This window comes from Salipaludibacillus sp. CUR1 (assembly GCF_021028955.1).
GTDB lineage: Bacteria > Bacillota > Bacilli > Bacillales > Salisediminibacteriaceae > Salipaludibacillus.
This window is the reverse complement of the sequence record NZ_JAIWPE010000016.1, coordinates 1-25965: the sequence shown is the minus strand read 5'-3', so window position 1 is coordinate 25965 and position 25965 is coordinate 1. Positions and strand designations below refer to the sequence as shown.

Sequence of the window (25965 nt, the reverse complement as noted above, 5' to 3'; positions counted from 1 at the left end):
AGGGATGTTCTCATGCAACAGATATCTTTGGAAAATTTGGTTCAATACGTATCTCCGCAGTGGCTTCACCTTTTGAAAATGGAAGAAAGGTCCCGGTCTATTGTATTGCGTAACGGGCTACAGAAATTAAATGAAGAAGATGTCGCAGAAATTATGGAAGCTGTGATTCAGGAATACGCTAAAGAAACCCTCTATCATTAATTCGAAGCAGGGATTTTCAAGGAGATTAGAAATGAAAGAAATTCATCTGAAACTTCAAGGGAAAATTAAACGTCTGACGAATAAAACATTTAAATTTGATGAAAGAGTGGGAGACGGCTGGTTCTCCGCTGTTTACTTTTTAAAAACAAAAGAAATTGCAGAAAAGTACAAGTCGGATAATATCGTAACTATGCAATTCTTTCAGAAAAAACAAGCTGTATTATGCGGCACCGATGAAGTGATCGCCCTATTGGAAACCTTTGCCGTAAACCCTGATGAGCTTGAAGTTCATTCGCTTGAGGACGGCGATAAAGTGGAACCGTTTGAAACCGTTCTGACCATCAGGGGGCCTTATCAGAATTACGGTTTTCTTGAAGGAGTAATTGACGGTATTTTTGCAAGGCGTACTTCTGTGGCGACTAACGTATATGAAGTGGTAAAAGCTGCTAAATCTTCCGGCAATGAAAAACCGGTTATATTTATGGGTGACCGGGACGATCATTTTATGATGCAGGCCGGTGATGGCTACGCTGCATACATTGGAGGATCAAAAGCCCAGGCAACCCATGCAATGAATGAGTGGTGGGGAAAAAGAGGGATTGGAACAATGCCTCATGCTTTGATTCAACTGTTTGAAGGAGACGTGGTTGAGGCCACAAAAGCCTATAAAGAAACTTATCCGGATGATGATTTATTAGCTCTCGTTGATTATAATAATGATGTTATCACTGACTCTTTAAAGGTGGCCCGTGCCTTTGGAGACAACCTGGAAGGCGTCCGGGTCGATACGTCGAATCATTTAATTGATAAATATTTCACCCGGCATCCGGAAGTACTCGGCACCTTTGATCCAAGAGGAGTCAATCCACAACTCCTTTTTGCTCTTAGGGAAGCACTTGATGAGGAAGGGTTTACTCATGTTAAGATAGTGGCTTCCGGGGGCTTTGATGCTAAACGTATAGAAAGATACGAGCGGATTGGCGCACCGGTGGATATGTACGGGGTCGGCAGCAGCCTTCTTAAGGTGAATATTGGTTTTACAGGTGATAATGTTAAGCTGAACGGGAATCACGAAGCGAAAGCAGGACGAAAACTCCGGGAAAATCCGCGTTTACAAAAAATAACATTCGGGCAATAATCAAAAAGCTGTTCAATTGTTTACCAATGAACAGCTTTTTTCTCTTGTAATTTTGGAAAGTTAAAGGCATCAGGTTTCCAAAATTTCGTCATATTTATGGCAGCTTTTTTTATAAAAAGATGGGTGACATGTTAGTGTAAAAGAGAATAGAGGCGAATCCACTGAATTGGATTCCTATGTCTTTTGGATGGTACTTAATAAAAGGAGTAAGTGATAATGAAAGGAAAAAGAGCAGAGTTTCTGATAGATTTTAAAAAATTAAAAAAACAAAAACAAAAGCGGATGGATGAGAACTTTGCAGATTTATATGACTGGATGTTTACTTATGTGCAAAAGGAAGCAAATCTAAGGGAGAAAGTCCGCGCGAAACATCTCTTCCGCCATAAACTGGACCTGAATGACACAGACGAATTGGATGCCGGGCTTCATCTGCATTTTGAACACTGGCTCCTGTTCGATTACGTAACAGTTGTGGGTTCGAGACTGCTTGATTTGTTTGTGCGAACAAAACAGGATAAAATGTCTAAAACAATGCTGGAAATTTGTGGAATATTAATGGTGATGCACCTCGAACCCGTTCGGGTGAATAAGATAGAAGAAAACCACATTTTACTGTCCCCATTTTTCAAAGAGAAAAACAGCCAGATAAAAGCTGAACCTTATTTATTCAGACCTGATATAAAAGAGGGAGACCTGATTTTAGCAAGAACTGCCACGATAGGGTTTGAGAAGAGAATTATAGGCCCGTGTATAGTTATAGACCAGCGTTTTGAAAAAGAGGCAGCTGCCCGGCTTGAAGAAAAGTATAAGGAAGGGCATGAAGAGTACCGCAGGTATTTAAAAGAGTATGGGATTGATATGCTCAAGTATCAAAAAGTAAGATGAACGTCCGGTGTCAAACGAAGTAAAATATAAAAGAGACAAAGAAGACACGGAGTTTAATGGTTCTGCCTATTCATTTTTGATATAATGGTCTAACGTAAAACTTTAAAGTGGTCAATTTGGAATAAAATACAAAAAATAATGTATCATAACTTTAAAAAGCAAGTTATATTCGCTGGTTGTAAGATCTCAATATAATCGTGGAGGTTTAATGATGACAGTTTATCATTTTATTGGTATTAAAGGCTCCGGGATGAGCGCCCTCGCGCAAATTCTGAGTGATATGAAATACAAAGTTCAGGGATCCGATGTAGAAAAAGTATTTTTTACGCAAAAACCTTTGGAGAAAAAGGGTATTCCAATTTTTCCTTTTGAGAAAGAAAATATCCAGGAAGGTCAGACAGTCATTGCATCACCTGCTTATAATAGTGACAATGCAGAAATACAGGCTGCGTCTGAGCTGAACGTCAAAGTTCATTCCTATCCTCATTTTTTAGGCGATTTCATTCAAAATTTTACGAGTGTGGCCGTTACAGGGTCTCACGGTAAAACTTCGACTACCGGATTGCTTTCTCATGTTATTGGAGAGGCTAAACCGACGTCTTATCTAATTGGGGATGGGACAGGTAAAGGCGAGGAGAACAGTGAGTATTTTGTGTTTGAGGCATGTGAATACCGCAGACATTTCCTTAATTACCACCCGGATTATGCGATTATGACTAATGTGGACTTTGATCATCCAGATTATTTCAAGGACGTAGAGGATGTATTCAGCGCTTTTCAGGAAATGGGCAGACAGGTGAAAAAGGCGATTATTGCCTGTGGAGACGATGAATATCTGCAGCAGCTGAATGTCCAGGTGCCTGTTCTTTATTACGGCCTGAGTGAGGAAAATGACTTTTACGCTAAAGATATCCGAGCCGATAAAGAAGGTACACATTTTGATGTTTATATCAGAAGCTCATTTTATGGTTCTTTTACTATTAATGGGTATGGGTCTCATAACGTCCTGAATGCTTTAGCTGTTATCACTTTATGCGATTATGAAGAAATTGATCTGCATAAAGTGCAGGCCCAGTTAAAGACATTTGAAGGGGTGAAACGGCGTTTTACTGAAAAAACGCAGGGAAGCCAGATTTTGATCGACGATTATGCCCATCATCCAACAGAGATATCTGCCACTATTGAAGCGGCTCAAAAAAAATATCCGGAAAAAGAAGTTGTGGCCGTATTCCAGCCTCATACCTTTACCCGGACAAAAGCTTTTCTGGATGAATTCGCAGAGAGCTTAAGAGCTGCTGACCATGTTTATTTATGTGATATTTTTTCTTCAGCCAGAGAAAAAGACGGAGAGCTTTCTATTGAAGATTTACTTGAAAGAATTCCGGGAGCCTCTCTCATCCAGGAAGAAAAGATGGATATTCTGCATAAACATGAAGAAGCTGTACTTATTTTTATGGGAGCAGGAGATGTGCAGAAGTTTCAGGCTGCTTATGAAAAAACATTTTAACAGGTTAAGAGTATGGCGCGAGGCTGGACAAAAAAATAGTAATCAAAAAGAAAGCCGAACAAAATTTTCGAATTTTTGTTCGGCTTTCTTTTTGAGAAAAGGAGTGATTTCAGTCCGCCAGGCGATCTTTGCCGAGGAGCTGAAGAGATGCCTGCGGCAAGCGAGTGCATTTATGAACCTCATCTCATCTTATGGTCTATTGTGAATTCATTCTTCGGTTATTCTGGATTTAATTTAGTTTTGTCCGAGCTTCTTCTATCCGTTTAAACATTGAGGCTTTACCAGGACTGGAGCTGGTTATTAAAAAAGCCAGCCGGCAGAAGAGGCTGCGGCTGGAAGTAATAATGAACTGGATGGTGCCAGGCGTTATTTAAGATTTTCAGGGTTTAAGCCTTGAAGGTCATCAGTTACAAAGCGTCCGTTTTCCCTGATTAGTTCTTCATCGAAATAAATGTTTCCACCGCCATATTCAGGACGCTGAATATTCACAATATCCCAGTGGATTGCTGAATCGTTGCCGTTATAAGCATTTTCGTAAGCCTGCCCGGGCGTGAAGTGGAAACTTCCGTCTATTTTCTCGTCAAATAAGATATCCTGCATAGGGTGTAAAATGTAAGGGTTAACGCCGATGGCAAATTCACCGATGTATCTTGCGCCTTCATCGGTATTAAAGATCTCATTTATTTTCTCCGTATGGTTGGCCTCGGCGTGAATAATTTTTCCATCTTTAAAAGTTAAGGAAATGTTCTCAAAAGTAGTGCCCTGGTAGGGAGAAGCAGTATTATAAGTAATTGTCCCGTTAACAGAATTTTTTACAGGAGCTGTATAAACCTCACCGTCAGGTATGTTCAGCTTTCCGGCACACTTAATTGCCGGTATATCTTTAATGGAGAACTGCAAATCAGTGCCTTCACCCGTAATGCGCACTTTATCAGTATTATTCATTTTACTGACTAAGGCATCCATAGCCTTATCCATTTTTGCGTAATCCAGGTTACACACGTTAAAATAAAAATCCTCAAACCCTTCGGTGCTCATTTGAGCGAGCTGGGCCATAGAATGGCTTGGGTATCGGAGGACTACCCACTTAGTTTTAGGAACTCTGATTTCGCGGTGTACTTTAGTTCCTACTGTCTGCTGGTGCAAGCTCATTTTAGCTGCCGGGACGTCTGATAATTCGTTAATATTGTCCCCTGCCCTTAAGCCGATGTAAGCGTCCATTTGTTTCATTACATAGGCCTCAAAATCAGCAGTCATCTCCTGCTGTTCTTCAGTTGCGTCTTTAAGCAGATATCGGTTTACTTCGTGTTCTTTAAGGGAAACGAAAGGAATAGCTTCAGCTTTATAAGCTTCTTCAACCAGAGCTTTAACTAATTCTGTCTGAACACCGAAGTTCTCTATCAAAATCTTTTCTCCCTTTTGCAGGTTTGTTGAATAACGGATTAAATTTTGAGCAAGTATGGAAATACGCGGATCTCTCATAATATAACTGCCTCCTTCTGGAATAATGGAATGACCATCTACTATTTTACACGCATCTTAATTTGGAAGCCAGATGACGTCATGAAAACAGCAGGTAAGGACAAAAAATCATTACTTGCCGGCAGGAATTTGACAAAAGATGTTGAATCTTGTTCTTATAAGATTAAAATGAAACTACAAGAAAAATTCAGGAGGTATTTGTCATGGAATGGTTAATCTATGTAAGCGTTGCAATAATTGCAGTTTCTTTTGCTCTTCTCGTCTTTTATATTATCCAGACGTTGCAGTCACTGAAAAAAACAATGGATAACGTCGCTACCACGGTAGAAGAGCTGCAGAGTCAGGTGGATGGCATTACTAAAGAATCAACAGAATTAATACATAAAACAAACAGTCTGGCTGACGATCTTCAGCAGAAATCAGATTCTTTAAACTCTGTTTTTGCTGCAGCTAAAGATCTTGGAGAGTCCTTCCAGAACATGAACCATTCAGTAAGGAGAGTCTCGGATGCTGTTTCCAGAAAAGCTGACGAGGAGTCTGAACAAGTTGCAAAGGCTGTAAAATGGGGAAATGTCGTACTAGACTTCTGGTCAAAGTGGAAGACTAAAAAAGCCGAAACATCAAAAGCATCTGTAAATAGTAATAATTAACGAAGGGATTTTGCGAGGGAGGTATTGAAATGAGCGGAAAAGGGATTGATACAAAAGATTTATTCATTGGTGGAGTTATCGGAGTAATTGTTGGTGCTTCCACGGCATTTTTACTGGCGCCAAAATCAGGAAAAGAGTTAAGGCAGGACATTAATGATCAGGCCAGAGCAGCTAAGGATAAAACGTCAGACTGGACGAATCAGGCTGTAGAGAAAGGCAGTTCTATGGCCTCAACTGCTGCCAGAAGTGTATCTGATCAGTCCACTCACCTTATAGACAAAATGAGGCAGCTTTCTTCATCAGTCAGAAAAGATGTGGAACAATTAACTGAGTCTGCAGATTATTTAGCAGATGATCTTGAAGGAATCAGTGAAGATATAGCAGCTTCAGTAAAACAGGAAGTAGAAGACTTACAGCGTTCAGTGGAGCAGCTCGTTAAAGAAGTGGAAGAAAAAGAAAGACAAAAACAAAAAAACGAGGGCATTCCAGAGGAGGAGAAGGAGGATATTTAGTGAGCATCAAGAAAATTGAAAGCAAAGAAGAACTGCAGCAAGTACAAGGAGAAACGGAACGGTTTTTTCTTTTAAAAAACAGTATTACTTGCCCGGTTAGCAGGGAAGCGTTGGAAGAGATGGAAAAGTACTCAAATTCTGACTCAGCTCTTCCTGTTTATTATTTAAATGTTCAGGAATTAAGAGAAGTGTCAAACGGAATAGCAGATGAGTATGGGATAAAGCACGAATCCCCTCAAGTTTTATTAATACAGAAAAATGACGCTGTATGGGATGCTTCCCATTGGAAAGTAACAAAGAAAAACGCTGAAAGGGCTGCAGAAGCTCATTAAGAAACAGACTGTGCCGGTACTACTAATCACCGGTACAGTTTTTAAATACCCTCGATATTTTCCACGATCACCCCCGTCAAAGTCCTGCTTTTGGTTACTATACTGATTGTATTCTAATTTGGTTTATTCACACCTTACCGCCAAGTCAAATAAATTACATAATGGGTTTACTAAATTTAGCCAAAATTTTTTGGATTGAAAAAATTTATATGTTTTTTTGAAGAGTCGTGCATACTGATATGAAGGCATATTAAGGTGCCCACTTCCACTTTACCACTTAAAAGCGTTTAAGAATTAAAGAAAAGGTGGTGACATTCTTAAACGTATCGTATATAATAGTGGCTAAATCAAAAAAAGTCATATAAGACTTTGCTGCAAAGAGAGGAGTTTTCTTAATGGGTAATGAACAATTAGAAGAGCTGAGAGGCCAGTTGGATAAAGTAAATGATCAGCTGGTAGAGTTAATTAATGAACGGGCAAAAATTGCTCAGGAAATTGGTCGAGTGAAGAGTGCGCAGGGTCTTAACAGGTTTGACCCGGTACGAGAACGAAAAATGCTTGATTCAATTGAGGCAAATAATGAGGGACCTTTTGAAACATCCACCCTTCAGCATATTTTTAAAGAAATCTTTAAGGCGAGTCTGGAGCTACAGGAAGACGATCACAGGAAAGCATTGCTGGTTTCCCGTAAAAAACATCCTGAAGATACCATCGTAACCATTCGTGGCGAAAAAGTCGGAAATGGTGAGCAAAAATTAATAGCAGGCCCTTGTTCTGTTGAAAGCTTTGAGCAGGTAGACGAAGTAGCGAAAGCTTTGAAAAAAGAAGGGATTAAGTTTTTAAGAGGCGGTGCATTCAAACCAAGAACATCTCCTTATGACTTCCAGGGCCTTGGAGAAGAAGGACTGAAAATTCTTAAAGAAGTAGCAGATAAACATGACCTGGCTGTTATTAGTGAAATTGTCACCCCTCACGATATTGAAAAAGCGGTGGATTACCTCGATGTCATCCAGATTGGTGCCAGAAACATGCAAAACTTTGAACTGCTGAAAGCTGCAGGAAGTGTAGATAAACCAATCTTATTAAAGCGCGGGCTTTCTGCCACAATATCTGAGTTTATTAATGCTGCTGAATATATACATTCAAAAGGCAACGGAAATATTATGCTTTGTGAAAGAGGAATTCGAACTTACGAAAAAGCAACCAGAAATACGCTTGACATTTCGGCTGTACCAATCCTGAAACAGGAAACTCACTTGCCTGTCTTTGTAGACGTTACTCACTCGACAGGACGGCGGGATCTTCTTCTTCCAACCGCCAAAGCGGCATTGGCAGTCGGGGCTGACGGGGTAATGACAGAGGTTCACCCTGATCCGGCAGTAGCATTGTCTGATTCAGCTCAGCAAATGGACATTCCTCAATTCCACGAATTTATGGCACGCCTTGAAGAATCAGGTCTTTATAAGAAAAAGACAGCTGAAGTAAAATAAAGATGCAACGGAAAAGCTCCTTTCATATCAAGGAGCTTTTTCCTGTTTTGAGATTAAGCAAGAATAGATGAAACGCTTTTGTGACACTCTATAAATAAGGGTGGGATACAAATGCGTTTTAAAAAAAGTTCAGCTATTTTATGTGTGTGTTTGTTATATTTGTTAAATGGATGCACGTTAAGCAATTATAATGTTAATACGCCAATAGAATTTACAAAGTTTTCAAAGCCTCATTATACCGCTGAAGAAAAGGAAGATCTCGTAGCATTTATTTATGAAGCAGAAGCACATATACAAAAGCCGGTCAAAGAGGCCGTGCTGAATGAAGATGGGGTTCCAGTGTTTCCGGACGAGTTCAAATCAAAAAATGATTTGTTTGAATACTTCCAGGCCGTTCTATCAATTGAACTCGCTGATACGATGGCTCGCAAATTGTCTGATTTAAGCTTAAGTAAAGATGGAGAATATTTAGCTGCCGTCATTGACGCAAAGTATCCAACAATCGAGGATGCAACAGAAAATACAATCTCTCTTATCCAGCACACTACTGTCCATTCTGTAGTGGAAATGGAAGTTATGGAAGGAAAAATACCATATAGGCTGCAATATACTATTATGAAAAATCGTTTTGGGGAACATAAGAAAATAGTTCAGAAAACATATGTCGAATATTAACTTTTAATGGAAAAAAAGCGGGATGTTTAAATGCAAAGCAGTAAGAAATTTATGAAGAATTCTTAACTTTTGGCGGGGACGTGACGATATAATATAAGAATTTGCGCGCCTCCTGAAAGTGTCGTATTATAGCAGTACATTATGAAAGTATGAAAACCATATCATGTATGATATATAAGGAGGAGCAACAGATGAATATAACTATTTATGATGTAGCAAGAGAAGCAGGAGTGTCTATGGCAACAGTTTCCCGTGTGGTGAACGGCAATCCTAATGTCAAACCGACGACAAGAAAGAAAGTCCTTGAGGCAATTGAACGGCTCGGATACAGGCCAAATGCTGTGGCAAGAGGTCTGGCAAGTAAACGTACAACTACAGTAGGTGTAATTATTCCTGATATTTCGAGCACGTTCTTTTCGGAGCTCGCCAGAGGAATAGAAGATATTGCAACAATGTATAAATACAATATTATCTTATGTAATTCTGACCAGAATAAAGAGAAAGAAATTCATTTAATTAACACGCTTCTGGAAAAACAGGTAGATGGTATTGTGTTTATGGGTGGAGAAATTACTAAGGAACACGAAGAAACTTTCAAGAATTCACCGGTGCCTATTGTTCTGTCGGCAACTATTGATGACCAGAAAGAGTTCCCTTCAGTTAATATTGACTATAAGCAGGCAGCTTATGATGCGGTAGCCGCATTAACAGGGCAGGGCCATAAAAAAATAGCCATGCTCTCAGGAACCTTGGAAGATCCTATTAACGGGTATATGAAATTTGCCGGATATAAAAAAGCCCTCCAGGATGCTGGTCTCGATTTGAATGAAGATCTTGTAATCATTGGAGATTATACTTATGACTCAGGCTTGGAAGCTATGGAATCACTTCTTAAGCTGGATGAAAAACCGACAGCTATTTTCGCATCCACCGACGAAATGGCCCTTGGGGTCATTCACGGAGCTCAGGATGCAGGGTTCAAGGTTCCGGATGATTTTGAAATTATCGGATTTGACAACACCAGACTTGCAACAATGGTACGGCCGACTTTAACGACAGTTGTGCAGCCTATGTATGATATCGGTGCTGTCTCTATGCGTTTATTAACAAAATATATGAACGAAGAAGAGGTGACAGATAAAGTAGTCCTGCTTCCGCACAGGGTGGAATATCGTCAATCCACATCTTTTGGTGAAGAAGACTGAGCTGTTTTATCCTTTTCAGGGCTTTCCGCCCCTTTTTAATGGCGGAGGCCTTTCCTTAATTGGAGCGTTCTCTATATAGAAATAAAATGTATGAGAAATGTGCAGGGTTAGGGAGAGGGTTATGAAAAAAATCGACTTATTAACACCAATAGGAATATTTATAGGGTTAACGGCTCTTTTGGCAGCTATTTATACAAATGCAGCAGGGTCAGGTGAACTGACGGATTTTATTCAGGTTGCTTCCATGTTCATTGTTTTAGGAGGCCTGACTGCGGCGATGCTCATTAACTTCTCTATATCAGATTTACGAGTCCTCCCTAAAGTCATCAAGGAAACGTTTCAAACTAAAGAACTTAATTTGCAAGAATTAATTGATACGTTTGTAAATCTTTCTTCCAGAGCGAGACGGGAAGGTCTTCTTGCGCTGGAAGCCGGGTTGGAAGATGTAGAGGATCCTTTTATTAAAAAAGGAGTTCTGCTGGCAGTAGACGGCATAGAACCGGATATTATAAAAGATATTATGATGGCAGAAGTGGTAGCTATGGAAGAAAGACACCGGAAAGGCCGGTATATTCTAGAGAAAGCAGGAGAGTATGCTCCGGCCTGGGGGATGATCGGAACGCTGGTGGGACTCGTGCTGATGCTGCAAAATTTAAATGACCCTGCCACCTTAGGTCCTAATATGGCTATAGCTTTATTAACGACCTTATACGGAACGCTTTTAGCTAACCTTGTATTTAATCCTATGGCAAATAAATTGGCTTTAAGCACGGAGGAAGAAGTTTTTGTTAAACAAATTGTAGTAGAAGGTGTCATAGGGGTACAATCCGGGCAGAACCCTAAGATATTAGAAGAAAAGTTAAGTGCTTTCCTTCCTAATCATATAAAGACAGAGGAGGAGGAAGTGCTGGAGGAGAAGGTTGTGAATGGATAGACGGAGGAACACTCAACAGGACAAAGGGGCTCCTAAATGGATGGTCACATTCTCCGATATGATGACACTTATTCTCGTTTTCTTCATCCTTTTATTTTCCATGTCGGTAGTTGACGCAAATAAATTCCGTGCCATCGCTGATTCTTTTCAGGACAGAGCTGTTTTCGATTTTTATCCCTCACTCATCCCTTTTGAAAATCCTGCTGAAGACCGGGATGTAAAAGTTGATCCTTATGAAGAAGAAGGTGAATCCTCTGATCTCTCAACTGAATTAGACGGAGAGGAAATGAATGAACAGCTGGATCTTTTGCTTGAAGAGGTTGAAGATTACTTGGAGACAAATGATTTGCAAGATGAGATAACGGTTTCCAGGGATGACAGGGGAGTCGTGCTTGTGTTACAGGAGCAAGCCCTGTTTAAGACGGCAAGAGCTGATATCATTAAGGATGCAGAGCCTTTTCTGGGGAAAGTAGGAACTTTGCTGAATGGAATCCCCAATATGGTAAAAGTTGAAGGCCATACTGACAGCCGTCCTATTAACACTGCCCAATACCCTTCAAATTGGGAATTATCAGGAGCAAGAGCGAGCAGTGTGATAAGGTTTCTAATATCGGATAAAGAGCTGGAGCCTGGCAGGTTTCTTGCAGTAGGGTATGGGGACACACGGCCGGTTGTTCCTAACACGACCGCTGATAATCTTCAGAAAAACCGGCGGGTAGTTATAGTTATTTCGGATCCGGCATACGACAAGAGTGATTTATATTAATTAATCCGGGGATTAACACCGGATTTTTTATATTTTGGCTTAGTTAAAGGTAAGTGCTGACTTTTTAATTCTCTTACTCTGGATCAAGTGCGGGAGCAGTCAATTCAAAAAGAGCTTACTTAATCAGTGGGTTCACTCGCGGCGAAGGCTTATACCACAGGCATAAGTGCAACATCGTCGCAGGGATCTTCGGCTAACTCCTTCACGTCCTGTGAAAACGCCGAAGTCACCACATCCGTGTGGAAGTTCGCTGTGTTTTCTTTACCCGAGGGCTTGTCTTCAACTAATTTTCCCATGGACTGCTTTGGGAAAGTGGATTTCAAACTGCGCCGCTCCTCCGGGTGTCCTCGCCTTCGTTCACCGGAGGTGTGTGTATGTTTTCATCAGCTTGATGCAAGCTGTGTTTTTAAGCATGGTATTTCGTAAATTTATGAAAACTCGCAATGAATTTTAATAAAGCCATTTTAAAAAGGAGTGGTTAGTAATGGCGATAGGAATTATAGGAGCCATCGACGAAGAAATAGATTACTTTCAGGAGTATATTGAAAAATCCGTTAAAGTTGAAAAGGGTCATCAGACGTTCTATAAAGGAAACTGGAACGGGGAAGAGACTGTCCTTGTAAAAAGCGGTGTAGGTAAAGTTAATGCAGCTATGGCTGCTCAAAAAATGATCGATTTATTTCATGTTACAAAAATTATTTTTACCGGGGTAGCGGGAGCTGCGAATCCCAGCCTTGAAGCGGGGGATATACTCATTTCTGTTTCTTGCCAGCAGCATGATATTGACGCGTCTCCTCTAGGCTTTAAGAAAGGGACTATACCTATGTTTAATGGCCCTTCTGATTTTAAGGCAGATCCGGCTCTTGTTGATACAGCTTTCAACTCAGCACAGAAAACAGCCGGACAGCAGAAAGTATTAAAAGGAAAAGTAGTAAGCGGTGACCAGTTTATAGCCGATAAAGAGAAAATAAGAGAACTTCGCGAGTTGTTCAATGCTGACTGTGTGGAAATGGAAGGTGCCGCAGTTGCTCAGGCAGCCTGCTTTAACAACATTCCTTATGTCGTTATCCGCTCTATTTCAGACAAAGCCAATGGGGAAGCCAGCAGAAATTTTCAGGACTTCATGAAAATAGCCGCGGATAATTCGGCAAAAATTGTTGCCGAAATGATGAAAAGCATAAAAAACGAGGAAAAATAATCCTCGTTTTTTACTGCTGTTGATTTGTTAAAAAAGCAGGCAGAAGTTAATGCGAGACTAAGATTTAACTTTTTTTTGCTGGTCGTAAATAGGTTTTAATGCTTTTAATAACGTTCGTTCATTCTTTTTTTCAATTTCTTTTTTGCGTGGAATCATCGGATACAGCCCTTTTGGATCATGCCATTCAGGCGGAAGCTGCACAGGAGCTTCCTCTTGCCAGTTATCCAGCCATACTTTAGGAATAGATTGTTTAAGAGTTTCCTTCTGTTCTGACATTTCAAGCCAAATTAAAGACCATGCTCTTGGGACAACTCTCCAGATGTCGTAGCCGCCTCCACCGACTGCTATCCATTTCCCGCCGCAGAATTCGTGAGCCAGTTCATGTGCTAATTTAGGAATCTCATGAAAAATATTGATCGTCCCGCAAAGGTGGGTAAGTGGATCATAGTAATGGGCATCAGCTCCATTCTGGGTTAAGATAATATCCGGCTTAAAGTATTCTGTCACCTCCCGCATAGCTGCTTTGTAAGCCACCAGCCATGACTCGTCTTCAGTAAATGCTTCAAGCGGAATATTAAAAGAATATCCATACCCGTCTCCATGTCCTCTCTCGTTGACATGGCCTGTACCTGGAAAGAGAAAACGTCCGCTTTCATGAAAAGAGAGCGTACAAACATCCGGGTCATTGTAGAAAGCCCATTGGACCCCATCCCCGTGATGAGCGTCTGTATCTACATACAGTACGCGGGCATCATATTTTTTACGTATATATTCAATAGCAATGGAACTGTCATTATATATACAGAAACCTGAAGCTTTCCCTCTGAACCCGTGGTGGAGTCCGCCGCCCAGGTTTAAAGCATGTTTGTAACCGCTGTCAAAAACATAATCCACTGCTGCCAGCGTTCCTCCTACAAGCCATGCGGCCGCGTCATGCATATGAGGAAAGACCGGGGTATCTTCGGTTCCTATGCCGAAGGTCGTCCGGTAAGACGAACGGCTTTGTCCCTCTGCTGCACCTATAACTGCTTGAACATAGTCTTCATCATGAATCAGCAATAGCTCGTCAATGGTCGCTTTTCTGGCAGGCAATATAGTTTCAGGGGATAGCGCGCCAAGTTTCATCAGTAAGTCGTTTGTTATTGATAAACGATGCTGGTTGAAAGGGTGCTCATTATGAAATTTATATTGAAGTTGCTCGGGTGAAAAAATATATGCTGCTTCCTGACTCATGGTTTCATCTCCAACTCTGTAGGCCAGATAATCTTATAATTTGCTTCTTTCAATGATTTCAATAAGGAGCGCATATCCATACACTGGACGCGGAATACAAGAATTTTTTTAGTGTTATCACTAAAAGACTGGTAAACCAGAACGCTTTGAATATTAATTTGGTGATCCTTTATAATGTTGGACACCTCAGATAGCTGTCCGCTTTCATTTGGCACCTCAATTTCAAGACGTGAAGTTGGCATAGCGGCCCCGGTCAACCTTACAAGAGTAAGGAGCAAATCAGTTTCTGTAATTATTCCTGCAAGGACGCCGTCTTCTTCAACTGGGAGGCAGCTGATCTGATTCTCAGTCATCGTATTGGCTGATTCTTCGACAAAATCAAGCGGAAGAGCAGTTATGACATCTTCTATCATAACCTTGGAAACAGGAAGGTTAATAAACTCTTTATGCTTCTCATCAAAAATTGAGGGAGCAGCGTCCCTTAAATCCCTGTCTGACACAATTCCTAATATTTCATTTTGTTTATTAACGATTGGCAAATGCCTTATTTTATGTGTTTTCATTAAATCGAGAGCTTCCGACACAGGCATATCCCGTTGCGCCACTATAACATCTTTCTTCATAATATCTCTTACATTCACTGACATACCCCTTCCTGTTCTCAGAACATATATTTATGTTTAAATCTCACACGGTTAAATTCGTGTACAGCGTCGGGAGAAACACGCTTACCAATTCGCGCCATCAGGCAGTTGGCCGGGTGCGAACAGATTTCCGGGTCATCTGTCGCATACCATTCCAGCCCGCCTGTTTTCATAACTTTTTCCATCACATCTCTGTACTCCCAAATTGACAGGCCTGTCCCCCGCAAATCCCAATGCCAATAATACTCCGTAGTAATAATAATATAATCCTCCATTGCATCATCCATCATCGAGACTTTCAGAAGGTTTTTGGCTATTTGATACCCTCTGTAATTAGCAGAGACTTCTATAGCGCCCAGTTCGAGGAGATTATCCAGTTCTACTTCCGACCATCTTTCGAGAGGGTCGGGATAAAGATAAATAGCATAGCCGACTATCTTGTTATCTTCCCTTGCAACGATAATTCGGCTTTCATCCAGATCTGCTACTTTAAGAAGGGCTTTTTTTTGTTGAGGAGGAGGACGGAAAGCGAGAAGTCCTTCATCAAAAATACATTCTTCAATTACATGTTTTTTAACAGGGCCTTCAATAAGAAACAGTCTGTCATCTTGTGCTTTAATTTCCATAGAATGATATGTTTTACGGTGCTTCACAGGCATCCCACCTTGAAGAGAATGTAGTCTTAATAATCTGACAAGACCTTTCTTTTACTATACCATAATCGTTAATTATTCGAGAGGAAAACAAAGGAAATTCTGCATAAAAAAAGAGAGAAACCCACCAGACCAGTGGTTTCCCTCTCTCTTAAGAGTCAGCTATTCATTGTTATTGCTGTTTGCTCCGTTATTATTTTAGGTCTCTTCATTGCCGTTGTTGCCTTCATAGTCTTCAGTATCATTATTGTCATTATTCTCTGATGCACTATTATAGTTGTTTCCATTATCAGCGTTAGTGTTATTATCCGAGTTGTTCCCGCTATTATTTTCATTAGCATCATCGGTGTTATTCTCGCTGCCTCCGTTATTGTTGTTGTTACCGGAGTTGTTGTTGCTGTTGTTATTGCTGTTGTTATTGCTGTTGTTATTGCCATTATTACTTCCACTGTTGTTATCGTTATTATTGTTGCTGTTGTCGTTGTTGTTTCCATTATTACTTCCATTGTTGTTATCGTTACTATCGTTATTATTGCCATTATCGCCGCTGCCGGAATCATTATTATTTTCTTCTGAATCATTGGCATTCTCGTCGTTACCGGCTGAATTGTTGTTATCATTATTAGAATCATTTTCAGAAGAGTCATCAAAAAGCTCGTCAGTATCAGAGCCGTTCTCGCCGTCATTACCATCATCAGAAGAACTTTCGCCATCATCGTCGGAGGAAGACCCGCCGACTGTCACTTCATTGCTTGACGATGATTCTCTGCCTGCTGTATCCACGGCAGTTACATAATAGGTGCCAGATCCTGAATAGTTGTAATCTTCATCCCATCTTACCGAGGCAACTTCATTACCTGACGAACTGTATACGCGGTAGCCGATAATATCATCTTCATGATGGCTTTCCCAGGTTACACTTCCTCCTGAAGATGAGACCGATCTTAAGGTGTCCGGTGTCTTGCCGTTATCAGGAGCTTCCCGGTCAGGGACCAGATCATCCCAGCCATCTGGAATATATTGTGATAAATCTTCGTCTTCTGCAAAGTCGAAGTATTCTTCTTTAATAGCTACGCCAGATCTGGTAAATTCACTTGGAGTAGAATCCAGCGCTTTATACGCGCCATCTTTTACCCTCACATACTGCACTCTTGTCAAACTGTCATCTTCCTCGTCAGGAACAAAATCCGCATTGAACAGGTCAGTAGTGACGAGACCTGCTTCACGGCATAAATCAGATGGCAGTTTACCTGAAATGCCGCAGATTGTTTCTTCAACAATGCCTCCCGGAGATTCAAAATCTTCTGAAGGTCCTATCAGGTCGGAATCCACCTCATAAGCCGCGTTGGCAAGCTCCGCCCATAGAAGCTGGGTCCGATGGCTGTAGCCCATATTATGGGCATCCTCTGAAATAGGGTCCCGGTCGTCGTAACCAATCCACAGTCCCTGAGTGACAGTCGGGTTAAAGCCGACAAACCAGGCATCTATAATTTCATTGGAAGTTCCTGTTTTCCCGGCCCAGTCCGCCTCGAAATTAAGCAAATCATGCATTCGGAAAGCCGTACCGCCTGAGACAAGCACGTCTCTCATAATATCAATCATAAGGTAATTTGTCTGCGGGGAGATGACTTCGGTTTCTTTTTCCTCGTGTTCAAACAGCACTTCTCCGTCTTGCGTTTCTATTTTAGCAATCATAAAAGGGTCTTTTCTCTTTCCTTCATTCCCAAAAGTGGAAAATGCAGATGTGTTAGCTTCCACTGTGAGATCAATTGTTCCAAGCGGGGTACTTAAATAAGGCTCGCTTTCATCCATATAGCTGCCGAAACCGTAATTTATTAAAGCTTCCCGCGCAACTTCATGATCAAGTTTTTTAAATTCTCTTACGGCAGGCACGTTTCTTGATGCAGCATTAGCTTCTCGGGCGGTAATTAAACCTCTGTGGTCATTATCAAAATTTGTCAATTCGCTGTCTTCATCGTCTTCATCATAATAAAATGTTGTATCAGGTGTAATAAAACCTGGCTGGAGCTCTCCGGTTTCAAACCCGATCGCATATGTGAGAAGCGGCTTCATCGTTGAACCTGTAGACCGTTCAGCTCTAGTTGCATGGTTGAAATTCTGATGTTCAAAGTCGCGGCCGCCGACAAAACTGAGAATAGCACCTGTAGAATTTTCTAAAAGCATAGACCCCGGTTCTTCTTTTCTCATCACTTCTACTTCTTCACCGTCTTCATCTATCAAAGTTTCCGGCCTGTCTGAAGCAAAATATTCAAAGTTCTCTATAACTTCCTGCTGGGCATCGTAAATATCTTTATTTATCGTCGTATGAATTTTATATCCGTGACGCTCAAGAGCGAGTTCTGCTTCTTCTTTGTACCGGCTGATCATCAGGTTCCGGCGGTCGTCGTCTTCTATCTCATCTAAATCCACGTCATCTTTTTCCATGAGTGCGAAAGTCAGCTTCTCCTGAGCCCTTCTTCTTACTTCATCTATAATAAACGGGTATTCATCAAGACTTGTCGGCTGCCTGTCCGCTAAGTTTTCTCTTATATCATAATTCCGGGCTTCTTCAAGCTCTTCATCATTAATATAGCCTCTTGAATGCATCCTGCTTAGCACAGTATCCATCCTGTTCAGGCCTGCATCAAAATTGTCTTTAACCTCCCCGCTGCCAGTAAAAGGAGTGTAAGCAAAAGGACTTTGAGGGAGTCCGGCAATAAAAGCAGACTGGGCAATATTCAATTCGGACGCATCAACACCGAAAATTCCCTGTGCGGCTGCCTGAGCCCCTGCTACTTGCCGGCCATTAGCGTTTCTACCAAATGGCACCACATTCATATAAGCTTCTAAAATCTCATCTTTATCAAAAAAGTTCTCCGCACGCATAGCCAGCAGGATTTCAGCAGCTTTCCGGTCATGGGTTACTTCACTGGTCAACAGCTGGTTTTTAATGAGCTGCTGAGTCAGTGTACTACCGCCTGTCTGGGTGCTGGCACCAGAAAAATCCTGATAAACGGCACGGAAGAGTGCTTTAGGAACAATTCCTTCATGTTCAAAGAAGTATTCATCTTCTGTAGCAATCACAGCTTCAATTAAGTTTTGTGAGATATCTTCCAGAGGAATCTCTCTCCGTTCAAGAGGGCTCGGCATATCACCTAAATAAATTTCGTCTGCGAAATAAATTTCTGTAGCAGACTCATAATCATAAATTTCATTTTGCATTTCTTCGTAGCTTGGTACCGGTTCATCCTGTACTAATGAGGCAAAGTAACCTGCTGCTGCCCCCCCTACAAAAAATAAGGAAATAAGGGCAAGAGCAGAAAATATTAAAAATAAGTTCCAGAGAACCTGAGAGGTCACCCGTACTCCTTTAAAGACATATTGAGGTTCTTTACGATTAAAGAACTCTGTTATGGATCGTCGATCGCTCATTCATCATACCTCCTAAAAATTCACTCATATTATAGCATAACCGGAATATGGAATATAGCCTCAAGCATGCAACACTTTATTCACATTGACAATCAAACAGCAAGTATGATATTAATATTAATCATAATTAAAAATATAATTGACTGTGAAAAGGATAAAGTAGTTTGCGTCTCCCTGTCCCAGAGAGCCGGTGGAGCTGAGAACCGGCATAAAGGCGTCAAATGAATTACCTCCTTGGAGTTGTCTCGTGGAAACACGAAGCGTAGTATGAGGCGTTAACTCATTTTTGAGCCGGGAATTATTATTCCAATCAGGGTGGTACCGCGATTTATTCGTCCCTTATTATTTAAGGGGCGTTTTTTTAGTGGATTAAAAAAATTGAGGACTTAAGGTCATTGTGGAACGAAGTCTATTAGAGAAAAGCAGCCCGGTTCTGAGATAAGCATTCAAACCATGCCGTTTAGTTGATTTTTAAAAACAAAGCGGAGGGTTAAATTAATGATATGAGGTGAAAGACATGACATTATTGGAAGATTTACAATTTCGGGGGCTTGTCAATCAGGTCACAGATGAAGAAGGGTTAGAACAGCTCCTTAGTAAGGAGTCTGTGAAGTTATATTGCGGGTTTGACCCGACAGGAGACAGCCTTCATATCGGACACTTATTAACTATTTTAACGTTACGCAGGTTTCAGCTGGCCGGCCATAAACCATTTCCGCTGGTTGGAGGAGCGACAGGGCTTATTGGTGACCCGAGCGGAAAAAAAGCTGAAAGAACGTTAAACGAACAAAGTGTCGTAGAGGGGTACAGTAACAAAATTAAGAGTCAGTTGATGAGGTTTCTTGATTTTGACGGAGAAAACGGAGCTACACTTGTTAATAATTATGACTGGATCGGTTCGATGACAGTGATTGATTTCCTGAGAGATGTAGGAAAATATTTCGGGTTAAATTATATGCTGGCAAAAGAATCAGTTGAGTCGCGTATTTCATCGGGTATTTCATTTACTGAATTCAGTTACCAGATTCTCCAGTCATATGATTTTTACAGATTAAATAAAGAAGAAGGAGTAAAAGTGCAGATAGGGGGAAGTGACCAGTGGGGAAACATTACAGCAGGCCTTGAGCTTATCCGCCGGATGACAGGTGCAGAAGAAGGCGACAGGCCAGAAGCATTCGGTTTCACTATTCCTTTGGTGACGAAAGCTGACGGATCAAAGTTTGGTAAAACAGAAGGCGGAGCAATATGGCTCGATGCTGAAAAAACGTCCCCTTATGAATTTTACCAGTTTCTTTTAAATACAGATGACCAGGATGTCATAAAGTTTCTTAAATACTTTACTTTTCTCTCTAAAGAAGAGATAGATGAGCTTGAAGCTGAACTTAGGGAGCGGCCGCATGAAAGGCTGCCTCACCGGCGTCTTGCTGAAGAGCTTACCCGGTTTGTGCACAGTGAAGAAGCATTAAATCAGGCTAAACGCATCAGTGAAGCTCTGTTCGGCGGCGGTGATTTAAAGCAGCTGAGCGGAGAGGAAGTTTTACAAGGTTTTAAAGATGTTCCGTCCTACTCTGTCCAGGAGGAAGAAAAAGGATTGATCGATCTGCTTGTAGAAGCGGGAATATCTCCATCAAAGCGGCAGGCGAGAGAGGATATAAAGAACGGAGCCATTTATATTAATGGAGACCGCTGCCAGGAAATGACTAAATCGATGGATGAAGAAGATAAGATCGGCGGTCAATTCACTATTATTCGCAGAGGGAAGAAGAAGTTTTATCTAATTAAATATTAAGAAGAGAGGATCCCGGGTGTGGAAGGCCCGGGATCCTTTTATATGTAATTAATTGTAAATTTTTGCTGATAATCATATATGTGAATCAATTAACATTGGCTCCATAAGTTAAATTAAAAACATTGGATTTATCACCTTCTTTCTATCTTACTTGTATATACAAGTGGAAACTTAAAAACTATTTTAAACAAACATATTGAATAATAATTAAAGGTTACTTATAATGAAAGCACTTACATAAGGTCATCAGATGACCGGATGAACTTACTTGTGGGTCTTGGAGGACTGCAGTTTACCCCTCAGGCCAAATTTACACTGTAGGAGGAATTAGATGTTACTTTTAACTGCGTTTAGTGCAATTATTGCCCCATTCATTTTTTTAGTTCTGCTAAGAATGCCTGCCAAAAAAGGTATGCTTTACAGTGCACTTATTGTCATTTTACTTGCATTTGCTGTTTGGGGAATGGACTGGCATGTTTTATCAGCCTCAATTTTACAAGGGGCTCACAGAGCTTTGACCATCCTGTTTATTCTGTTTGGCGCGATTGTGTTATTAAACACTTTACGGCATACAGGGGCGGTTGACAGAATTAACGAAGGGTTCCGTAATATTTCTCCAGATATGAGAGTACAGGTTATTATTGTAGCTTTCCTTTTTGGCGGACTAATAGAGGGGGCTGCAGGGTTTGGAACACCTGCAGCAGTAACAGGCCCATTGATGGTTGCTTTAGGTTTTACACCTCTTGCAGCGGCAACAACGGCATTAATTGCAGACAGTACCTCAGTTTCTTTCGGAGCGGTAGGTACGCCCGTTATTGTTGGATTAAGTAATATCGACGGAGCCGGGATCGGCTTCTTTCAGAGTATTGGGATTCATATTACATTAATGGATTTGCTGATTGGAACATTAGTGCCATTTATACTCGTAATCGTACTGACTCTTTCTTTCGGTAAAGAGAAATCTTTAAAACATGCTTTACCTATGCTGCCATGGACGCTCCTTGTAGGAGCCTCTTATACTGTTTCTGCGGCAGTTTACGCAGCATTATTCGGACCGGAATTTGTTGCAATTTTAGCATCGTTAACCGCGCTTGCAGTGGCCACACTGACAGCAAAGAAAAACATTTTGCTTCCAAAGGAACCATGGCAAGGTGCCTTGATTAAAGGCTTTAAAGCAGAAGAGAAAAAATCTGAAATGAGTCTTGTTTCGGCTTGGAGTCCCTATTTTATTGTTGTGGCCCTTCTTTTATTAACCCGGATCATTCCGGCTGTACAAAATTTCACTCAGACAGCTGTTGATTTCACTTGGAACGATATTCTTGGTATCGATGGAGTAACCTCAGCCTGGGAATTCCTTTATTCTCCGGGAGCCGTTCTTGTACTCGCTGCGTTTATCTCAGTTTTTACACAGCGTACGAAGATTTCAAGTTTTACAAAAGCTTCTAAGGAGTCTCTTAACGCGATTAAAGGAGCAGCTTTGGCTCTCTTCCCGACGCTAGCGCTGGTTCAGGTTTTCACCAACTCCGGTATTAATACAAATGATTTTATAGCTATGCCGGAGTATATAGCGGTCACTATGGCTGGTGCGCTTGGTGGAGTCTGGTTATTCGTAGCGCCGTACCTCGGTCTGTTAGGCTCTTTTATTACCGGAAGCGCGACTGTTTCTACTCTGACTTTCTCTCCAATCCAGTATAATGTGGCTATAGAGACGGGTTTAAGCACAAATGTCATACTCGCTCAGCAAGTAGCGGGGTCAGCCGCAGGGAATATGATATGTGTCCATAACGTCGTAGCTGCGTCAGCCGTGGTAGGATTGGTCGGTAAAGAAGGAGATATTATAAGGAAAACGCTTCTTCCTGCTCTGATTTATGCCTTGTTCCTCGGAATTGCGGGTTCCATTTTAGTATTATTTATGTAAAATAAAGGGAAGGAGGGCGTCTGTGTGACGCTCCCTTCTTTAATCTATCAATTTTAAAAGGTTATTATTTCCAAAGTAAGGTTTGGATATAGAAGTGTACAGACAGTCATCAGATGACCATATGACTTGTGTAAAAGGAGAGGACTTATTATGAAGGTGTCATTATTTTTAACGTGTCTCGCAGATGTGGTTTACCCTGCTTCAGTCGGACAGAGTACAGTGGAAGTGCTTGAAAGACTTGGATGTGAGGTGGATTTCCCTAAAAAGCAGACATGCTGTGGCCAGCCTGCTTTTAACAGCGGCTTTCATCGTGAATCAAAAGAAGTGGCTCAGCATATGATCAGAACATTTGAGCATGCGGAATACGTGGTTTCCCCCTCAGGTTCCTGCGTATCAATGCTGAAAGAATATCCCCACTTGTTTGCTGATGATCCTGAATGGGCAGACAGAGCGAGTCAGCTGGCAGATAAATCGTATGAACTCACTCAATTTATTGTTGAAGTCCTTAAAGTGGAAGATGTAGGAGCTGAGCTTGAAGCAAATGTTACTTATCATACCTCCTGCCATATGACCCGACTGCTTGGAGTGAGGGAAGCCCCAATGAAATTATTAGCAAATGTTAAAGGGCTGAAATTTACTGAATTGCCTAATAAACAGCAATGCTGTGGCTTTGGCGGAACCTTCAGCGTTAAAATGGTTCCGATTTCAGAACAGATGGTTAATGAGAAGGTAGAACATATAGAAGAAACGAATGCGGACGTCCTAATAGGTGCTGATCTTGGATGCTTAATGAATATCGGCGGACGGATTGAAAGGCAGGGGAAACCGGTAAAAGTCATGCATATTGCGGAAGTGCTGAACAGCCAGGGATCATAAGAATGACAAGACGATAGGAGTGAAAACATGGGAGTCAGAATAGGCAGCGAGAAGTTTTTTGACCGGGTGGATAAAGGAATCAATAATGAGTTTATGAGAAAAGCAGTCGTGGAAGCTCAAACCCGTCTGGAGGGAAGGAAGACTAAAACCCAGGAGGAAATGGGCAACTGGGAGGACTGGAGAGACCTCTCTGAGGAAATCCGCCAGCATACCCTGGACAACCTTGATTATTATTTAGAGCAGTTTGCAGAAAACGTAGCAAAGCAGGGCGGCCATGTCTATTTTGCCGAGTCGGCTGAGGAAGCGAATGACTATATAACCAACGTGGTAAAAAAGAAGAATGCAAAAAATATTATTAAATCTAAATCCATGGTAACAGAAGAGATCGGAATGAATGAAGCATTGGAAGGAACAGGATGCAACGTAGTGGAATCAGACCTTGGCGAGTGGATTCTGCAGCTTGATGACCACGATCCGCCTTCTCATATCGTCGTACCAGCCCTTCATAAGAACAAAGAACAAATCCGCGAAACATTTCATGAAAAAAGGCAGTACAGCAACTCGTCGGATCCTAATGAACTTGCTCTGTTTGCAAGAGAACAGTTAAGAAAGGATTTCCTTTCTGCAGAAGTGGGCATAACCGGCTGTAACTTTGCAGTCGCTGAATCGGGTTCTGTGTCTCTTGTCACCAATGAAGGGAATGCCAGGCTGGCAACTACTCTTCCTGAAACACAAATTACAGTAATGGGAATGGAACGGATTGTCCCAACGTGGAAAGAGCTGGACATCCTTGTCAGCATGCTTTGCAGAAGTGCCGTGGGACAAAAACTAACGAGTTATATTACAGGCTTGACAGCTGTAAAAGAAGAAGGGGATGTGGATGGTCCTGAAGAATTTCACGTTGTAATTGTAGATAACGGCCGTTCAAAAATACTTGGTACAAAATATCAGTCAGCCCTTCAGTGTATCCGCTGTGCAGCCTGTATAAACGTATGCCCGGTCTACCGGCATGTTGGCGGCCACTCTTACGGATCTATTTATCCAGGGCCGATTGGAGCTGTCCTTACGCCGCTTCTTGATGGATATGAGGATCATAAAGAACTGCCCTATGCTTCTTCACTGTGCGCCGCATGTACGGAAGCCTGTCCGGTTAAGATCCCGCTCCATGAACTGCTCGTTGAACACCGGAAGGACATCGTTGAAAAAACAGGGAAAATAGGTTTTGCTGAAAAGATGGCTATGAAAGGGTACGCTAAAGCTGCCAGTAATCCTAATCTTTATAAAATGGGAACCAATATGGCGCCTTCCTACATTAAATCAATTGCAAAAAGTGAAGAGGATGGAAAAGGAAAAGGTGTAGGACCTGTAAAACTGTGGACCAATATTCGCGATCTTCCGGAATCAGGCGGTAGCTCCTTCCGTAAGTGGTTTGAAAACAGGAATAAAGGGGGCGATCAATAATGAAACAAGGCACAATCCACAATAAAGACCGTTTTTTGAATAAGGTGGCAGACCGTTTAAACAGAAAGCGGATCACTGAAGAAGTCCAGCTTCCAACCTGGAGTAAACAGCCGCAATATGAGGTGTTTAACGGTTTATCACAAGACGAATTGCTTGATCAGTTTGTTCTCCAGTGCGATGCTATCCACACAAATGTGATTGTAACTGAAGCTGACAAGCTGAATGACGATTTTGACAGGGTCATTCAGGATATGGGAGGAGGATCCATCGTTCACTGGGATGATCCGCGTTTTGAATCTTTCGGACTTGACAGTGCGCTTAAAAAGCAACAAGAACAGGGGACTGACGTTCACTGCTGGAATTACCAATTAGGCGAGGCAAATATAAATAAGGCCGAGCAAGCGAACATAGGGATTACTTTTTCAGATATGACACTTACGGAATCAGCCACCGTTGTCCTGTTTAGTGACAAAGGGAAAGGCCGTTCAGTCAGTCTTCTTCCTCAGCGCTATGTAGCTATTATACCTAAAAGCACTCTCGTACCGAGAATGACACAGGCGGCGGAAAAAATACATGAAACTGCTAAAGAGCAGGGGAGAATGCCTTCCTGTATAAATTTCATTTCAGGGCCAAGTAATTCCGCAGACATTGAATTGCGTCTCGTAGTAGGCGTGCACGGACCGGTTCAGGCCACGTATATAGTAGTCGACGATAAATAACGTCTCACGTTTAAAACTGTCGTATATACAATACAAACCTAATTAGCACCTGTCCCAGGCCTGGCTCCTGTGAAGGAGAACAGGAAAACAATTCATTTAAAAAAAGCCCAAACCATTGGTAAATCCAAGGTTTGGGCTTTCTTTGATTACGTCTTTTTAAACCACAGGCTCTGCCTGTGTGAAAATTAACCTTTAAGGGTGGTAACAGAAAAAACTCCTCTCGTTATAATAGAAGATGGCCGCCAAACCAACTTCTAATAATGAG

General features: G+C 41.5%; 24 protein-coding genes and 1 other annotated feature. Of the genes, 18 read left to right on the top strand and 6 right to left on the bottom strand.

Annotation, left to right across the window (positions count from 1 at the left end):
- Nucleotides 1–12: 12 nt before the first annotated feature.
- The 4 genes from K8O68_RS03165 to murC all read left to right on the top strand — a co-directional run bounded on the left by K8O68_RS03165 (nucleotide 13) and on the right by murC (nucleotide 3731).
- The gene (locus K8O68_RS03165) at nucleotides 13–201 is read left to right on the top strand and encodes a hypothetical protein (RefSeq protein ID WP_230895490.1); all 189 of its coding nucleotides are present in this window, start codon (nucleotides 13–15) and stop codon (nucleotides 199–201) included.
- A gap of 31 nt (nucleotides 202–232) precedes the next feature.
- Nucleotides 233–1339, top strand: coding sequence for a nicotinate phosphoribosyltransferase (locus K8O68_RS03160; RefSeq protein ID WP_230895489.1), 1107 nt, complete (start codon nucleotides 233–235; stop codon nucleotides 1337–1339).
- A gap of 216 nt (nucleotides 1340–1555) precedes the next feature.
- A complete protein-coding gene (locus tag K8O68_RS03155) occupies nucleotides 1556–2224 on the top strand; it encodes a hypothetical protein (protein ID WP_230895488.1) in 669 nt (222 codons plus the stop codon).
- Nucleotides 2225–2435: 211 nt separating this feature from the next.
- Complete coding sequence (murC, locus tag K8O68_RS03150; RefSeq protein ID WP_230895569.1) at nucleotides 2436–3731, top strand: UDP-N-acetylmuramate--L-alanine ligase; 1296 nt, start codon at nucleotides 2436–2438, stop codon at nucleotides 3729–3731.
- A 366-nt stretch (nucleotides 3732–4097) separates the two neighbouring features.
- Here murC and K8O68_RS03145 read toward each other — a convergent pair whose 3' ends face one another.
- Nucleotides 4098–5213 (bottom strand): aminopeptidase, encoded by a 1116-nt coding sequence (locus K8O68_RS03145; protein ID WP_230895487.1) that lies wholly within the window; start codon nucleotides 5211–5213, stop codon nucleotides 4098–4100.
- A gap of 203 nt (nucleotides 5214–5416) precedes the next feature.
- Here K8O68_RS03145 and K8O68_RS03140 point away from each other — a divergent pair, with 203 nt between their 5' ends.
- The 8 genes from K8O68_RS03140 to motS all read left to right on the top strand — a co-directional run bounded on the left by K8O68_RS03140 (nucleotide 5417) and on the right by motS (nucleotide 11777).
- Nucleotides 5417–5863, top strand: coding sequence for a DUF948 domain-containing protein (locus K8O68_RS03140; RefSeq protein ID WP_230895486.1), 447 nt, complete (start codon nucleotides 5417–5419; stop codon nucleotides 5861–5863).
- Nucleotides 5864–5892: 29 nt separating this feature from the next.
- On the top strand, nucleotides 5893–6375 hold the full coding sequence (locus K8O68_RS03135) for a YtxH domain-containing protein (protein WP_230895485.1): 483 nt from the start codon (nucleotides 5893–5895) through the stop codon (nucleotides 6373–6375).
- Nucleotides 6375–6707, top strand: coding sequence for a bacillithiol system redox-active protein YtxJ (ytxJ, locus tag K8O68_RS03130; protein WP_230895484.1), 333 nt, complete (start codon nucleotides 6375–6377; stop codon nucleotides 6705–6707). The genes K8O68_RS03135 and ytxJ overlap by 1 nt, the downstream gene beginning before the upstream one ends.
- A 395-nt stretch (nucleotides 6708–7102) precedes the next feature.
- Complete coding sequence (locus K8O68_RS03125; RefSeq protein ID WP_093054956.1) at nucleotides 7103–8197, top strand: bifunctional 3-deoxy-7-phosphoheptulonate synthase/chorismate mutase; 1095 nt, start codon at nucleotides 7103–7105, stop codon at nucleotides 8195–8197.
- A 111-nt stretch (nucleotides 8198–8308) separates the two neighbouring features.
- Nucleotides 8309–8872 (top strand): hypothetical protein, encoded by a 564-nt coding sequence (locus K8O68_RS03120; protein ID WP_230895483.1) that lies wholly within the window; start codon nucleotides 8309–8311, stop codon nucleotides 8870–8872.
- Between the two features lie 191 nt (nucleotides 8873–9063).
- The gene (gene ccpA / locus K8O68_RS03115) at nucleotides 9064–10077 is read left to right on the top strand and encodes a catabolite control protein A (RefSeq protein ID WP_230895482.1); all 1014 of its coding nucleotides are present in this window, start codon (nucleotides 9064–9066) and stop codon (nucleotides 10075–10077) included.
- 121 nt (nucleotides 10078–10198) lie between these two features.
- The gene (motP, locus tag K8O68_RS03110; protein ID WP_230895481.1) at nucleotides 10199–11011 is read left to right on the top strand and encodes a flagellar motor protein MotP; all 813 of its coding nucleotides are present in this window, start codon (nucleotides 10199–10201) and stop codon (nucleotides 11009–11011) included.
- Entirely contained in the window at nucleotides 11004–11777 is a 774-nt protein-coding gene (gene motS / locus K8O68_RS03105) for a flagellar motor protein MotS (protein WP_230895480.1), read from the top strand. The genes motP and motS overlap by 8 nt, the downstream gene beginning before the upstream one ends.
- 149 nt (nucleotides 11778–11926) lie before the next feature.
- On the opposite strand, the gene K8O68_RS03100 is transcribed toward motS, so the two are convergent.
- Nucleotides 11927–12100 carry a hypothetical protein gene (locus K8O68_RS03100; RefSeq protein WP_230895479.1) on the bottom strand — a complete coding sequence of 58 codons (174 nt, stop codon included), beginning with the start codon at nucleotides 12098–12100 and terminating at the stop codon, nucleotides 11927–11929.
- A 161-nt stretch (nucleotides 12101–12261) separates the two neighbouring features.
- Between K8O68_RS03100 and K8O68_RS03095 the strand changes: the two genes are divergently transcribed.
- Nucleotides 12262–12975, top strand: a complete 714-nt coding sequence (locus K8O68_RS03095) for a 5'-methylthioadenosine/adenosylhomocysteine nucleosidase (protein WP_230895478.1) — start codon at nucleotides 12262–12264, stop codon at nucleotides 12973–12975.
- Nucleotides 12976–13032: 57 nt separating this feature from the next.
- Here K8O68_RS03095 and K8O68_RS03090 read toward each other — a convergent pair whose 3' ends face one another.
- The 4 genes from K8O68_RS03090 to K8O68_RS03075 all read right to left on the bottom strand — a co-directional run bounded on the left by K8O68_RS03090 (nucleotide 13033) and on the right by K8O68_RS03075 (nucleotide 18937).
- Nucleotides 13033–14208 (bottom strand): acetoin utilization protein AcuC, encoded by a 1176-nt coding sequence (locus K8O68_RS03090; protein ID WP_230895477.1) that lies wholly within the window; start codon nucleotides 14206–14208, stop codon nucleotides 13033–13035.
- Nucleotides 14205–14849, bottom strand: a complete 645-nt coding sequence (locus K8O68_RS03085) for a CBS and ACT domain-containing protein (protein ID WP_230895476.1) — start codon at nucleotides 14847–14849, stop codon at nucleotides 14205–14207. The genes K8O68_RS03090 and K8O68_RS03085 overlap by 4 nt, the downstream gene beginning before the upstream one ends.
- Nucleotides 14850–14869: 20 nt before the next feature.
- The gene (locus K8O68_RS03080) at nucleotides 14870–15505 is read right to left on the bottom strand and encodes a GNAT family N-acetyltransferase (protein ID WP_230895475.1); all 636 of its coding nucleotides are present in this window, start codon (nucleotides 15503–15505) and stop codon (nucleotides 14870–14872) included.
- 198 nt (nucleotides 15506–15703) lie between these two features.
- Entirely contained in the window at nucleotides 15704–18937 is a 3234-nt protein-coding gene (locus tag K8O68_RS03075) for a transglycosylase domain-containing protein (protein ID WP_230895474.1), read from the bottom strand.
- A gap of 136 nt (nucleotides 18938–19073) precedes the next feature.
- Nucleotides 19074–19280, top strand: a binding site (T-box leader).
- A gap of 174 nt (nucleotides 19281–19454) precedes the next feature.
- Here K8O68_RS03075 and tyrS point away from each other — a divergent pair.
- The 5 genes from tyrS (at nucleotide 19455) to K8O68_RS03050 (ending at nucleotide 25700) form a co-directional block, all read left to right on the top strand.
- Entirely contained in the window at nucleotides 19455–20726 is a 1272-nt protein-coding gene (gene tyrS / locus K8O68_RS03070; RefSeq protein WP_230895473.1) for a tyrosine--tRNA ligase, read from the top strand.
- A 331-nt stretch (nucleotides 20727–21057) separates the two neighbouring features.
- Nucleotides 21058–22644 carry an L-lactate permease gene (locus K8O68_RS03065; RefSeq protein ID WP_230895472.1) on the top strand — a complete coding sequence of 529 codons (1587 nt, stop codon included), beginning with the start codon at nucleotides 21058–21060 and terminating at the stop codon, nucleotides 22642–22644.
- A gap of 150 nt (nucleotides 22645–22794) precedes the next feature.
- On the top strand, nucleotides 22795–23520 hold the full coding sequence (locus K8O68_RS03060) for a (Fe-S)-binding protein (protein ID WP_230895471.1): 726 nt from the start codon (nucleotides 22795–22797) through the stop codon (nucleotides 23518–23520).
- Nucleotides 23521–23547: 27 nt separating this feature from the next.
- Nucleotides 23548–24981, top strand: a complete 1434-nt coding sequence (locus tag K8O68_RS03055) for a LutB/LldF family L-lactate oxidation iron-sulfur protein (RefSeq protein WP_230895470.1) — start codon at nucleotides 23548–23550, stop codon at nucleotides 24979–24981.
- A complete protein-coding gene (locus K8O68_RS03050; protein ID WP_230895469.1) occupies nucleotides 24981–25700 on the top strand; it encodes a LutC/YkgG family protein in 720 nt (239 codons plus the stop codon). The genes K8O68_RS03055 and K8O68_RS03050 overlap by 1 nt, the downstream gene beginning before the upstream one ends.
- The last annotated feature ends 265 nt before the right edge of the window (nucleotides 25701–25965 follow it).